Raw genomic sequence first — 13,629 nt, 5'->3', positions numbered from 1 at the left:
CGGGCGTTATGATCACCCAAGGGGAAACCTGCTGCATCAGGCGGCGGGGTAACTCTCAGGTACCAAGGACAGAGCCTAAGAATACAGCGTGCTTCTGGCATGCCGGTTCTTTGGCCTGTCCTTTTCCTTTTTCCCAAAAAAACGAAAACAGGTTATAGAGCGGCGCTGCCTATAGCGCCCTTGCCTTACTTTTATAATAAAATGTGATGCCAGATTCATTGATCCACGGTTATACACTCGGCCGGTTGACGGCCCATGACGAGGTGATTGGATGTCCGATTTGCTTAGAACCCCACTCTTTCCACTCTATCAGCAATATGAAGGCGTACGATGCATTGATTTTGGCGGTTGGGAGCTCCCGGTACAATTCAGTGGAATTCAGAAAGAGCATGAAGCGGTGCGAGAACGTGCCGGATTATTTGATGTATCCCACATGGGCGAATTCACCGTCCAAGGTGAACACGCGGAAGCTTTTTTACAGCACATGACCACCAATGATGTAACAACACTCGTTCCCGGTCAGGCCCAATACACGTTAATGTGTTATCCGGATGGCGGCGTGGTCGATGATCTGCTGATCTATAAACTGAAAGAACAGCATTATATGCTGGTCGTTAACGCCTCCAACATCGACAAGGACTGGGCATGGCTGCAACAGCACATGACGCCAGGCGTAACGATGACCAATGATTCGGATCAAACGGCGCTGCTTGCTCTGCAAGGTCCGCTGGCAGTGGATATTCTCAGAACGGTGACAGACACCGATGTGTCATCGATTGAGCCTTTCCGCTTTGTGGCAAATGCGAAGGTATGTGGCGTTACATTGCTGTTATCCCGCACCGGATACACGGGTGAAGATGGCTTTGAGCTATACGTTCCTGCAGAACAAGCCGCTGAGGTCTGGAACGGATTGATGCAAGCCGGAGAAGGTCACGGACTCGTTCCGACTGGACTAGGAGCTCGGGATACGCTGCGCTTTGAAGCCAAGCTTCCTCTGTATGGACAGGAATTGTCTGCAACCATCTCACCGCTGGAGGCTGGCGTTGGCATGTTTGTGAAGCTAAATGCAGGCCCGTTTATCGGACATGAAGCCTTGTTGCAGCAAAAAAATGATGGGCCTGCGCGCAAGCTGGTCGGCATCGAAGTACTGGAGCGCGGCATCCCTCGCCCTCATTATCCCATTTACGCCGAAGGCGTGCAGATTGGTGAAGTGACCACAGGCACCCAGTCGCCTACGTTGAAACGTAATCTGGGGCTGGCCTTGATTGACAGCAAATATGCTGCATTGGGTACCCCGCTGGAGATTGAGATTCGTGGCAAGAAACTAAAAGCCGAGGTCGTGAAGACCCCTTTTCATAAACGGACACGTGAATCAAAGACACCTACTCAAGGAGCTGATCAAGCATGAGCAAGCATCGCTACATTCCCATGACCGAGCAGGATCAGAGTGCCATGTTGGCAACCATCGGTGTGGAAACGATTGAGGATCTGTTCCATGACATTCCACAGGAGATTCGCTATCAGGGTGAACTGCCCGTTTCCTCCAAACTGGATGAATATGCACTGACACGTCATATGTCGAAGCAGGCGGGAGCCAATGCCAACTTCGAGACACACGCCAGCTTCCTGGGCGCAGGCATTTACGATCACCACGTTCCCTCTGTCATTAATCATGTCATCTCCCGTTCCGAGTTCTACACTGCCTATACACCCTATCAACCCGAGATCAGCCAAGGAGAATTGCAGGCGATTTTCGAGTTTCAATCTTACATTTGTGAGTTAACAGGCATGGCCGTAGCCAATGCCAGCATGTACGATGGTGCAACTGCATTTGCGGAAGCAGGCAATCTGGCCGCAGCAGCAACCCGCCGCAAACAGCTGATTGTGTCACGTACCGTGCACCCTGAGTCCCGTCAGGTATTGCAAGCTTACGCACACGGCCTCAATCTGGAGATTGTTGAGATTGGATATCAAAATGGAGTAACAGACTGGGATGCCCTGCAAGCCGCCGTTTCCGATGACACCGCAGCCGTCATGATCCAGAGCCCGAACTTCTTCGGCGCCGTGGAAAATGTAAAACAGGCCGCAGACCTTGCGCATGCGCACAAGAGCCTGCTCGTGGTCAGCGCCAACCCGCTATCGCTGGGTCTGCTGGAAGCCCCAGGCAAGCTGGGTGCTGACATCGTTGTTGGCGATGCACAGCCCCTTGGTATCGCCGCTTCACTCGGCGGCCCAACATGCGGATACTTCGCCGTATCCCAGGCTCATATGCGTCGGATTCCTGGCCGAATTGTAGGCCAGACAACGGACCGCAACGGCAAGCGTGGTTTTGTACTCACGCTGCAAGCACGGGAACAGCATATCCGCCGGGAAAAGGCGACGTCCAACATCTGTTCCAACCAGGCGTTACTCGCGCTGAGCGCCTCTGTCTATATGTCTATTATGGGTAAACAAGGCATGATCGACGTCGCTGATCTGAATTTGCAAAAGAGCCATTATGCCCTTAACACGCTTACCGCAATTCCAGGCGTCTCTCTTACATTTACCGCCCCTACATTCAATGAGTTTGTGATCCAACTGCCTCAAGGAACAAACGTGGAACCACTGCAACTGAAATTGCTCGATGCAGGTTTCATTGGCGGGTATGAACTTGGACGTGATTATCCAGAGCTCGCCGGACATATGCTGATTGCGGTTACGGAACGACGCAGTAAGGAAGAGATCGATGAATTCGCACGTGTATTGGAGGGATCGCTGTGACTCAGGAAACGACAACAAAGACAACGACAACATCGGCACAAGGACAATCTGAAACGGTAACCTCTATCTCCACTTCGGGCCAACCTGAAACTATCACAACAGTCACTAATCAGACTGCCTCTCCAGCACCGGAGCAATCGTTGATTTTCGAACTCAGCAGTCCGGGTCGGGTCGCTTATTCCTTGCCTGAATGCGACGTTCCCCGTCAAGCTGTGGATTCCCTGATTCCCCGGGAATTGCTCCGGTCTGAAGCAGCAGCATTGCCTGAGGTTTTTGAAGTTGACGTCATTCGCCACTACACTGCCCTGTCTCGTCGTAATTTCGGGGTAGATAACGGATTCTATCCACTGGGTTCTTGTACGATGAAATATAATCCGAAGATTAATGAGGATGTGGCCCGTTACAACGGGTTCGCCAAAATTCACCCCTATCAGCACGAATCCAGCATTCAAGGTGCACTTGAGCTGCTCTACACGTTGCAAAATGACCTTGCCGGACTAACCGGTATGGACGCCGTTACGCTGCAACCTGCCGCTGGTGCACATGGCGAATGGACCGGGCTCATGATGATCCGCGCCTACCACGAAGGCCGTGGTGAACAGCGTACAAAAGTTATCGTACCGGACTCTTCTCACGGGACCAACCCGGCAAGTGCAACCGTAGCAGGTTTCGAAACGGTAACGATCCCTTCCCGCGCAGACGGGCTGGTGGATCTGGACGCACTTCGCGCAGCTGTTGGTTCGGACACCGCAGCGCTCATGCTGACTAACCCGAACACACTCGGCCTTTTTGAAAAAGACATTCAGGAGATTGCCTCCATTGTGCACCAGGCAGGTGGCCTGCTGTACTACGATGGAGCCAACTCCAATGCCATTATGGGCATCACTCGGCCTGGCGATATGGGCTTCGATGTGGTGCATCTGAATTTGCACAAAACAATGAGTACTCCGCACGGCGGAGGTGGACCTGGTGCCGGCCCGGTTGGCGTGAAGAGCCGCTTGATTCCATTTCTGCCGAAACCGATGGTCATCAAAAATGATGAGGGTATATATGCATTGGATCGTGAAGGTGATCAATCCATTGGCCGGGTCAAAGCGTACTATGGTAACTTCGGTATTCTGGTCCGCGCCTATGCCTACATTCGTACTTATGGACCTGAAGGCTTACGTCGGGTATCTGAATGTGCGGTGCTCAATGCCAACTACATGATGGCTCGTCTCGCACCTTACTACGAGATTCCGTATCCAGGCGTATGCAAACATGAATTTGTTATGTCTGGCCGGGGGTTGAAGCAGTACGGTGTACGTACACTGGATGTTGCCAAACGATTGCTTGATTTTGGGTATCACCCGCCAACCGTGTACTTCCCACTGAACGTGGAGGAGTGCATCATGATTGAACCAACGGAAACCGAGAGCAAAGAAACCCTTGATGGGTTCATCGATACGATGATTCGTATTGCCAAGGAAGCAGAAGAGACACCTGAACTGGTACTCAATGCCCCTTATAGCACACCGGTTACCCGTCTGGATGAAACAACAGCAGCCCGTAAACCTGTATTGAACTGCGCTTGCAGTTAAAACAGTCTGACAAAAAAACGCAATTCCGATATCGGCACATATAGACACAGTAACAGCCTAGCTCTAAGCCGCTGTTGCTGTGTCTTCTTTTATTGATTCCGTCTGCTTAAGACAAACCTTACAATAGAAATACCGGCTCAGAACAAAAAAAGCCGGTATCTGCTATAACAACAGATACCGGCAAAATCGCTGCACGACTGCAGCTTTTTTATCGGAAAAAGAAACCCTTAAAATCGGGTGGAAACCCCGTAAAATTACATTACGCTTGAATGCTTTGAACCAATTCAACGACTTGTTCAGCCGTTTGCATATCCAGTGCTTTGGCAGCAAGTTCTTGCATGTCTGCACGGGACAGCTTGGTGATCTGACTGCGAGCTGGCAGAATGGATGTTGCGCTCATGCTGAACTCATCCAGTCCGAGACCGAGCAGCAATGGAATTGCTGTTTCGTCTCCGGCCATCTCTCCACACATGCCAACCCATTTGCCTTCACGGTGCGCTGCATCAATTACCATTTTAACCAAACGCAAGATAGCAGGGTTGTATGGTTGATACAGATACGACACACGCTCGTTCATACGGTCAGCAGCCATGGTGTATTGAATCAGATCGTTCGTTCCGATACTGAAGAAATCCACTTCTTTGGCAAATTGATCTGCCAGAACCGCAGTCGAAGGAATTTCGACCATGATTCCCAGTTGGATGCTGTCTGAAACAGCAATACCTTCAGCAACCAGCTTTTCCTTCTCTTCGAGCAGGACAGCTTTGGCTTCACGGAATTCACCCAGTGTTGCGATCATTGGGAACATAACACGCAGATTACCATGTACACTTGCACGCAGCAATGCACGCAATTGAGTACGGAAAATGTCCAAACGGTCCAGACACAGACGAACTGCGCGGAAACCGAGGAATGGATTCATTTCTTTTGGCAGATCCAGATATGGAAGCTCTTTGTCTCCACCGATGTCGAGTGTACGAACAACAACAGGTTTGCCTTCCATTTTTTCCAGTACAGCCTTATAAGCATTATACTGAATGTCCTCAGAAGGAAGCTTGTCTCTGCCCATGTACAGGAACTCGGTACGGTACAGGCCTACAGCCTCGCCGCCATTCTCCAGAACACCGGCAACATCATTCGGTGTACCAATGTTGGCTGCCAGTTCCACATGAACGTTGTCCACCGTTACCGTTGGCTCGTCACGCAGTTTTCTCCACTCGGCACGTTGTGCATCGTACTGTTCCTGTTTGGAGCGATACTCAGCAATCACATCATCCGTTGGATTAACCAGTACGTGACCGTCCAAACCGTCAACGATAATCATATCACCTTGTTTCGCTTGAGCCAGAATGTCCTTGGTTCCAACGACAGCCGGAATTTCAAGTGAACGAGCCATGATCGCGGAGTGAGAAGTACGTCCACCAATATTGGTTGCGAAACCTTTAACATATTGACGGTTCAGTTGAGCCGTGTCGGAAGGCGTAAGATCCTCCGCAAGCACGATCACTTCTTCACTGATCTCCGCCGGACTCATGAATTCGATACCAAGCAAGTGATTTAGCACACGTTTGGTTACATCACGCATATCCGCAGCACGTTCCTGCAGGTAAGCACTCTTCATGTTTTCGAACATTTCGATAAATTGCGTTGCTGTTTCGTTCAATGCGAATTCTGCATTAACCTTATCATCTGCAATTTTCGCTTTAACCGGATCAATCAGTTCCGGGTCATTCAGAATGAGCAAATGCGAAGCAAAAATCTCAGCTTTTTTCTCGCCAAGCTCTTGTAAAGTACGCTCTTTGATCGCCTCAAGCTCAGCCTGGGACTTGCCCAGTGCTGAGTCGAGTTTCGCGATCTCTGCGTCAACGTCGTTGATTTCGCGTTTTTCTACAGAGTAATTGGGATGCTCCAAGATAAACGCCTTGGCGATAGCAATACCCGCCGAAGCCGCGATCCCAGAAACATTAAGCATTAATTTCGCCCAGCCCTTCGTTAACCATAACGTCTGTCAGAGCTTGAAGAGCTTCAGCTTCTCCTTCGCCTTCAACGATGATGCTGATAGTGTCGCCTTGTTCCAGACCAAGGGAAAGTACGCCCAGGATGGATTTCAACGTTACTTTTTTACCGTTAGCTTCTGCAAAGGATTCTGCACCTTTGAATTTGTTTGCTGTATTAACCAGGGCTGTCGCCGGACGTGCGTGGATACCATCTTCATCTGTAATTCTGAATGTTTGTTGCATTACAATCATCTCACTTTCAATAATTTAGTTTTAGGCATTGCATATATTTACACTTGCTTGCCATTGTTGTAACACTTCTTATTTTATCTCAATAATCGGCTGATCGCCAATTTTCAGTAACCCACTTTTCGTTAGCGTTACTGTCGAGCCTTCTGGCAGGTTGGTGAAAATGATCGGAGAGATGATTGACGGAGCATTAGCTTTCACATACTCCAGATCCACTTCCATAATCGGCTGTCCTGCAGATACCAGGTCGCCTTCCTGCACGAGCACGTTGAAGCCCTGTCCTTTCAGCTTCACCGTGTTGACACCTATATGAACAAGCACTTCCTTGCCTCCGTCAGACATAATGCCCACGGCATGTTTGCTTGGAAATACGTTAAACACCTTACCATATACAGGAGAAGTGATCTTGCCATCATGAGGCAGAACAGCAAAGCCATCACCTGTCATTTTCTCAGCAAAGACCGGATCAGGAACGTTTGTGATATCCATCAATTCGCCGTTAACTGGCATAACGATGTCTTCCGCAATAATACGTTCGCCTTCTTCACCTTGCGCCTTTTCCTGTTCAGGAGCTGGCTTAGCCACAGCTGCTGGTGCCGGTGTCCGTCCTGCAATGATATCCTGCATTTGGGATTTAATCGTATCTGAACGTGTACCGAAGATGGCCTGTACATTATTACCCACTTCAAGTACGCCAGATGCACCCAATTGTTTCAAACGATCTTTATTTACACTGGATTTCTCATATACTTCAATCCGCAAACGAGTAATGCAGGCATCCAGATGTTTGATATTCTCTTGTCCGCCGAATGCAGCAAGAATGTTGTGAGGCAGATCATCTGTTGAACCTGAGCCTCCACCGCCCGAAGTTGTTTCAGGTGTCGCCTCTTCACGACCTGGTGTTTTGAGGTTGAATTTGCGAATGATCAAGCGGAATCCGAAATAGTAGATCACTGCAAGAATCAAACCTACGATGATAACATCCCACCAAGGCGTGCGGTTCGGGATAATCCCGAAGATCAGGAAGTCAATGAATCCACCGGAGAATGTCATCCCGATTTTGACTCCAAGAATTTGCATTGTCATGAAAGACAAACCTGCAAAGATACAGTGTACTGCAAACAGGATTGGCGCTACAAACAGGAATGAGAACTCAAGCGGTTCTGTAATCCCTGTGAGGAACGAAGTCAGCGCAGCTGATCCCATGATCCCTGCAACATACTTTTTGTGCTCCGGTCTTGCTTCATGGTACATCGCAAGCGCCGCAGCTGGCAAACCGAACATCATGAACGGGAATTTACCAACTTGGAACGTTCCCGCTGTAAGGTTCACGCCATCACGCAGTTGATTGAAGAAGATTTGCTGGTCACCACGAATGACATCTCCAGCTTTGTTCACATATTCACCGAATTCAAACCAGAATGGTGAATAGAAAATGTGATGCAGTCCGAACGGAATAAGTGACCGTTCTACCACTCCAAATATGAATGCCGATAATGTCGGACTTGTATCTACCATGAAGTGAGATACAGCATTCAGCCCATTTTGAATTGGAGGCCAGATGATCACCAGAAGCAACCCGATTAAGAGGGAAACGACTGAAGTGACAATGGGAACAAATCGTTTACCTGCAAAGAAACCGAGGTAAGACGGCAGTTCGATTTTGAAAAATCGATTGTAACATAGCGCGGCGGTAATACCAATGATGATACCCCCGAACACGCCTGTACTCAATGTAGGAATACCCAAGATGCTCGCATAACCTGGTACTTCACCGATCATGGCTGGTGTAACACCAACAGCCGTACCTAGAGTCACGTTCATGACCAAGTAACCGATGATGGCCGCAAGACCTGCGACACCTTCGCCTCCGGCCAGCCCGACGGCTACACCGACAGCGAACAGCAATGCCAGATTATCAAATACGATCTGACCCGCATTCATCATAATGGTCGCGATTGAGCTTACCCATGGGGTATCTAGCACTGTTGCATACTGCAAGAAATCCGGATTCACAAGCATGTTACCGATCCCTAGCAATAAACCTGCCGCTGGCAAGATTGCTACAGGTAGCATAAGAGCTTTACCTACTCTTTGCAATACACCAAAAAGCTTTTTAAACATTGCGTCGTATCCACCTTTCTCTTAAATTTTTATGTTGTGATGCAAGCAAGGGAAAACAAAAAAGGCACGAGTTAACAAAGCTAAATTGGTCCAACCTTCGGGTATAGCATACCCGGTATAAGGTAAGAACAATCATGCTCTAGATAACTCATGCCTGATCGAATCAGTAACACGTCGTTTGTGTTTATTCAGTTGCTTGATTACGGAGACCATTGTAGCATCACTTCAAAAACGATGCAAGCCTTTACAAGAAATTTCTCAAACTGCAATTCCACTTGTGGAAAAAATTCACTGGTTGTCTTCTTCTTTCCTTTGATTCAGTCGCTGCAAATGGATGGTCAGATACCCTACTTCAGCAGGATAGACTGGAAGATTCAACCTTTTTTCCATCACCTTCGTCAGCTTCCATGCAAGCGAGTACATTTCAGGATATTCTAACTTCAATAGGGAATCCAATTTGTGGATTTCTTCCACTTTATCTCCCCGACGGACTCGTTCCAAGGCAAACCGAAGATGAGTCAGTAACCGGGAGTAATCCAGTGACTGCGTCTCAAACGAATAATCCAGTTGGGTGGACACCAGGCTCACCAAATCGGTAATCAGTTGGGAATGCTCGCGAACTTGAGAAATATTTTGGTTGGTCATCGCACTGTAGATGTGGAGCGCAATAAAACCGATTTCATCCATTCCCAGATCTACGCCCAGTTTTTCTTTAATCAAACGAACTGCATATTCGCCCATGCGATATTCGTCAGGATAGATTTCACGGGTCTCATATAGAAAAGGATTCTGAATGACAATCCCTTGTTCTTTTCGTTTTAATGCAAAAGAAATATGGTCGGTCAATGCGATATGAATATGTTCATTTAAAGGAACGTCTGTATGTTCTGCAATATACGTAATGACTTCGTTAATAATTTCGATCAATGCTTCATCCACTTGTGGAAGAAGCTGTTTATACTGCTCCTGCTCCTGCTGGTTTCTCAAAATGAACATCTTCTCCACAGCCATCAGTGGAATAATGTCTTTCGTCTTCCGATTGAAGCCGATGCCTTTACCAATCACGACAACTTCTCCATGCTCAGGATGCTGTGCAATAATTACATTATTATTTAGCGCTTTGGCTACTTGCAGGCTACTCAATGTTTGCACCTCTTTTTTCACACCATCTTAGGTGTGATTCAGTCACACCCTATTAAGTAAGAAAAGACATCCGGAAGCGGGCAAACCGCGCCGGACGTCTCGCTTAAAAAGTAACAAAAATTTGCCTTAAGGTCAATAGAGCATGAGTGCGTTATGATTCGTTGTCTTAATCTTCAACTCCAGCTTTTTCCACAATCTTATCGATTATCGATGGGGTTGTAACAGGTTCACTCTGTTGAATAGCAACCGGTGCTGTTGTTTTAGGTTTGGTGAGACCTTTAATTAACTGCTCCACATCAATGCCGGAGACACTTTTGAGCATCTCAGGAGCCGTCGCCATGAGCTCAGTTACATAATTACTTACACGAGTGGCGCCTTCACCTTTACCTGTGTCCACAACAGTCAGCTTATCAATCGAGGAGATCGGCTCCGCAATTTTACCAGCAAGTTCAGGCAGCATTTTGACGATGATATCGAGCACGGCAGCTTCGCCGAACTTTTGGAACGCCTCGGCCAGTTTTTCCTTCGCTTCTGCTTCCGCCAGACCCCGGAGGCGAATAACCTCTGCATCTGCTGTACCTTTAGCGCGTTCAGCATCTGCCATCGCCTGACCTTCGAGACGCTTCTGCTCGGCAGTAGCTTTTGCATGCGTTTCAATGGAGTACTGTACCGCATCGGCTTCACGCATTCTTTTGGCTTTATCCGCTTCGGCAGCCTGCTCCACCGCATAACGGTCTGCTTCTGCCTTTTTCTTCACTTCAGCATCATATTGCTTCTCACGTACGATAATTTCTTTCTCTTGCAGATCGATCTCACGTTCTTTACGAACGAGCTCAACCTTCATCTCTTCTTCCACCACGGTTTGTCTCGCACGTGCTTCGTGGATATGGTACGCCTGATCCGCTTCGGCTTTAGCTGTATCCTGATCCCGCTTAAATGTCGCTACTTTCAGTTCCTTCTCTTTTGCAGCTTCAGCGATATTCGTATCACGCAGCAACTCGGCTTTTTGCCCCTGCTCTTCCGCATTAGCCTTCTGAATACGTGCATCCCGCATCGCTTCCGCTTCCGCAATTTCAGCATCCCGCTTGACGGCTGCTATCCTCGGTTTACCGAGGGCATCCAGATAACCTTGTTTGTCACGAACATCTTTGATGGTAAAAGAGACAATTTGCAGTCCCATTTTTTTCAGATCCCTGGCAGCTACACCTTGAACCTCTTGCGCGAAGCGATCGCGGTTACGGTATACTTCTTCCACCGTCATCGTTCCGAGGATGGCCCGCAAATGCCCTTCCAGAACTTCCTGCGCTTCACCTCTTAACGATTCTACCGGCTTACCGATAAATTGCTCGGCTGCAGTAGCCACGTCTTCTACAGAGCTTCCGACCTTGATAATGGCGACACCATCGGCAATGACCGGTACCCCTTGTTCCGTGTATACTTCCGGCGTGGAAACGTCCAGCTTGTGGGACAACAGCGAGATAAACTCTGACTGCTGGAACACTGGCAAGATAAATGCGCCGCCTCCACGAACAATTTTAATTTTTCGTCCGGAGTCATCGTCGGATATATTTTTACTTCCCAGGAATGAACCCGTAACGATCATGGCTTCATCCGGCCCAACCGTTTTGTACCTCGCCCAGAACGCCAAACCAAGAATCAGAATAACACCTACCACAACTGCAGGAATCAACAATACATCCCAATCCAAATTCAAATCCATTCCACATCTCTCCCCTTATTCATACATGACTGCTTACACTGCTAACGGTTAAACTACCTTAAACATTTTTAAGTACATCTTCATCCCATTCCGATACTCGCAGGACACCTTCGGTTACATCCACAACTACAACACGCGCTCCCGCCGCAATGGGACGATGTTCAAAGCTGGATGCCGTGTGCACCGTATTACCGGCAGCAATTTTGATCATAACCTCACCAAAACCTTTTTCCGGTACCGGAATGGTAATTTCTCCAATTTTCCCAGATAGCTCTTTCATGGAAAACGCTATGGAGACGTCACTGTTACGCATCGGCTTGATATATGCGAAGAATACCAGCATGGCTGCAGCAATACCTATAAGCAGGGATAGTATCAATGCCGAAATTGCACTTAACGAGCTATAACGTGTCAGCATAATACCGGCTCCGCCAAAGGTTGTTATGGAACCGGCCAGCACAACAGGTTTGAAAAAATCAAGGCCTGGCAATTCAAAGGCCCCGTCCAGCAAGCCATCAATCAAGTCACCTAGTACAAGGCTGACAACTGCAAATATGGCTCCTCCAATTAGACACCCCCAATAGATTGACTCCATTCCCCGTTCCTCCTCTCTTCTGCCGCAATTCCATCCAACTGGGCATTCCTCATGTAAATAAATACGTAGCAAGGTGCCGTTATGTTTCAAAATCTTTCCTCATTTGGTTTCCAGACCCGATAATGGTTATTCTCCTCGCAATATGGCCCCGTTGCTGGAACAATCTCCGATTGGCTCTTATTCACAACAAAAAACCGCAAATCTCCGTTAAAGGAGACGTGCGGTTCCAGAACACATTGCTGTGCCTTTTGCGTTTTGTTTTTACAGAGAAGCCTTGTAGATGGATACAACATCTTCACGTTGCAATTTTTTGAAGTTACCAAATGGGCCGAAGAGCATGGCTTTATCAGCCATAACTTCGATTTGGCTGTCATCGATATCATAATCAGCCAGACGGTTAGGCGCACCAATGGATGTCCAGAATTTGCTCAACGCTTCAATTCCTTCTTCAGCAATCTGTTTGTCCGATTTACCTTCAGGGTTAACTTCAAACACATTGATCGCGAGACGTTTGAACCGATCCACATTGACGTCCACATTATGCTTCATCCAGTGCGGGAACAGAATCGCGAGCCCTCCGCCATGCGGAATGTCATACACTGCGGATACCGCGTGTTCGATATTGTGAGTAGCCCAGTCACCCGCGAGACCCATGTTCAGTACGCCGTTCAATGCCATCGTTCCGCAGTACAGAATCGTTTCACGCAGTTCATAGTTCTCCAGGTCTTCAACCAGACGAGGGGCTGCATCCATAACTGTGCGCAGAATCGTCTCACAGAATCCGAGCTGAACCGGTGTGTTGGCATCCAGATGGAAGTAATGCTCCAGTACGTGGGACATCATATCAACCATGCCATAAACCGTTTGGTCCAAAGGAACGGTATATGTATTTACCGGATCAAGGATCGAGAACGCAGGGAACGAATACGCGCTGCCCCAGCCCAACTTCTCCTGTGTATCCTGATTGGTGATAACCGATCCAGAGTTCATTTCCGAGCCCGTTGCAGCCATTGTCAGCACGGTTCCGAGCGGAAGAGCATCCTGTGCAACGGCTTTACGCTGAGCAAAATCCCACATATCGCCATCATACTTGGCACCTACGGCAATCGCTTTGGCACAATCCAGTACACTGCCGCCGCCTACAGCGAGGACCAGGTCAATGTTGTTCGTTTTGCAGAGGTCTACGCCTTTGTGAACAGTCGAAAGACGCGGGTTCGGTTCTACACCAGCCAGCTCTGTAACCTCAGCTCCAACTTCCTTCAGCAGTCCGATCACCTGCTCGTACAAACCGCTGCGTTTGATACTGCCGCCACCATATACAAGCAGAACCCGTTTACCGTATTTCGGTACTTCGGTTTTCAGTGCTTCCAGCTGACCTTTACCGAAAATCAATCGGGTTGGATTATAAAATTGAAAAGATCTCATATCTATGTCGCCTCCAATGGAGTTTAGAATTTTTAG

10 protein-coding genes are annotated in these 13,629 nt (G+C 48.3%); 3 read left to right on the top strand and 7 right to left on the bottom strand.

Annotated features, from left to right (window positions below):
- The first annotated feature begins 271 nt into the window (after positions 1-271).
- From gcvT to gcvPB, 3 genes are all read left to right on the top strand, one after another.
- Complete coding sequence (gene gcvT / locus HW560_RS12755; RefSeq protein ID WP_179263290.1) at positions 272-1,408, top strand: glycine cleavage system aminomethyltransferase GcvT; 1,137 nt, start codon at positions 272-274, stop codon at positions 1,406-1,408.
- Complete coding sequence (gcvPA, locus tag HW560_RS12750; protein ID WP_090903931.1) at positions 1,405-2,760, top strand: aminomethyl-transferring glycine dehydrogenase subunit GcvPA; 1,356 nt, start codon at positions 1,405-1,407, stop codon at positions 2,758-2,760. Before gcvT ends, gcvPA begins: the two co-directional genes overlap by 4 nt.
- Positions 2,761-2,852: 92 nt before the next feature.
- The gene (gene gcvPB, locus HW560_RS12745) at positions 2,853-4,340 is read left to right on the top strand and encodes an aminomethyl-transferring glycine dehydrogenase subunit GcvPB (RefSeq protein ID WP_090904024.1); all 1,488 of its coding nucleotides are present in this window, start codon (positions 2,853-2,855) and stop codon (positions 4,338-4,340) included.
- 259 nt (positions 4,341-4,599) lie between these two features.
- Here gcvPB and ptsP read toward each other — a convergent pair whose 3' ends face one another.
- The 7 genes from ptsP to HW560_RS12710 all read right to left on the bottom strand — a co-directional run bounded on the left by ptsP (position 4,600) and on the right by HW560_RS12710 (position 13,593).
- Positions 4,600-6,312 (bottom strand): phosphoenolpyruvate--protein phosphotransferase, encoded by a 1,713-nt coding sequence (ptsP, locus tag HW560_RS12740; RefSeq protein WP_090903932.1) that lies wholly within the window; start codon positions 6,310-6,312, stop codon positions 4,600-4,602.
- The gene (locus HW560_RS12735) at positions 6,305-6,580 is read right to left on the bottom strand and encodes an HPr family phosphocarrier protein (protein WP_036617010.1); all 276 of its coding nucleotides are present in this window, start codon (positions 6,578-6,580) and stop codon (positions 6,305-6,307) included. The genes ptsP and HW560_RS12735 overlap by 8 nt, the downstream gene beginning before the upstream one ends.
- Before the next feature lie 78 nt (positions 6,581-6,658).
- Positions 6,659-8,710, bottom strand: a complete 2,052-nt coding sequence (ptsG, locus tag HW560_RS12730) for a glucose-specific PTS transporter subunit IIBC (RefSeq protein ID WP_179263288.1) — start codon at positions 8,708-8,710, stop codon at positions 6,659-6,661.
- 288 nt (positions 8,711-8,998) lie between these two features.
- Positions 8,999-9,853: a glucose PTS transporter transcription antiterminator GlcT gene (gene glcT / locus HW560_RS12725; RefSeq protein ID WP_090903934.1), complete on the bottom strand. Its 855-nt coding sequence runs from the start codon at positions 9,851-9,853 to the stop codon at positions 8,999-9,001.
- A gap of 166 nt (positions 9,854-10,019) precedes the next feature.
- Positions 10,020-11,573, bottom strand: a complete 1,554-nt coding sequence (locus HW560_RS12720; protein ID WP_090903935.1) for a flotillin lipid rafts scaffold protein FloT — start codon at positions 11,571-11,573, stop codon at positions 10,020-10,022.
- Between the two features lie 58 nt (positions 11,574-11,631).
- Positions 11,632-12,168, bottom strand: a complete 537-nt coding sequence (locus HW560_RS12715; protein ID WP_090903936.1) for an NfeD family membrane protein — start codon at positions 12,166-12,168, stop codon at positions 11,632-11,634.
- Between the two features lie 261 nt (positions 12,169-12,429).
- Positions 12,430-13,593 carry an iron-containing alcohol dehydrogenase gene (locus HW560_RS12710; RefSeq protein WP_090903937.1) on the bottom strand — a complete coding sequence of 388 codons (1,164 nt, stop codon included), beginning with the start codon at positions 13,591-13,593 and terminating at the stop codon, positions 12,430-12,432.
- Between the last annotated feature and the right edge of the window lie 36 nt (positions 13,594-13,629).

It is taken from the genome of Paenibacillus sp. E222, assembly GCF_013401555.1.
Classification (GTDB): domain Bacteria; phylum Bacillota; class Bacilli; order Paenibacillales; family Paenibacillaceae; genus Paenibacillus.
The sequence above is the reverse complement of the archived record's forward strand: the minus strand, read 5'-3'. Positions and strand labels throughout refer to the sequence as shown.

Excerpts from the sequence above, each read along its gene's own strand:
- gcvT (WP_179263290.1), top strand. The coding sequence starts at position 272 with ATGTCCGATTTGCTTAGAACCCCACTCTTTCCACTCTATCAGCAATAT.
- gcvPA (WP_090903931.1), top strand. The coding sequence starts at position 1,405 with ATGAGCAAGCATCGCTACATTCCCATGACCGAGCAGGATCAGAGTGCC.
- ptsP (WP_090903932.1), bottom strand. The coding sequence starts at position 6,312 with ATGCTTAATGTTTCTGGGATCGCGGCTTCGGCGGGTATTGCTATCGCC.
- HW560_RS12735 (WP_036617010.1), bottom strand. The coding sequence starts at position 6,580 with ATGCAACAAACATTCAGAATTACAGATGAAGATGGTATCCACGCACGT.
- ptsG (WP_179263288.1), bottom strand. The coding sequence starts at position 8,710 with ATGTTTAAAAAGCTTTTTGGTGTATTGCAAAGAGTAGGTAAAGCTCTT.
- HW560_RS12720 (WP_090903935.1), bottom strand. The coding sequence starts at position 11,573 with ATGGATTTGAATTTGGATTGGGATGTATTGTTGATTCCTGCAGTTGTG.
- HW560_RS12715 (WP_090903936.1), bottom strand. The coding sequence starts at position 12,168 with ATGGAGTCAATCTATTGGGGGTGTCTAATTGGAGGAGCCATATTTGCA.
- HW560_RS12710 (WP_090903937.1), bottom strand. The coding sequence starts at position 13,593 with ATGAGATCTTTTCAATTTTATAATCCAACCCGATTGATTTTCGGTAAA.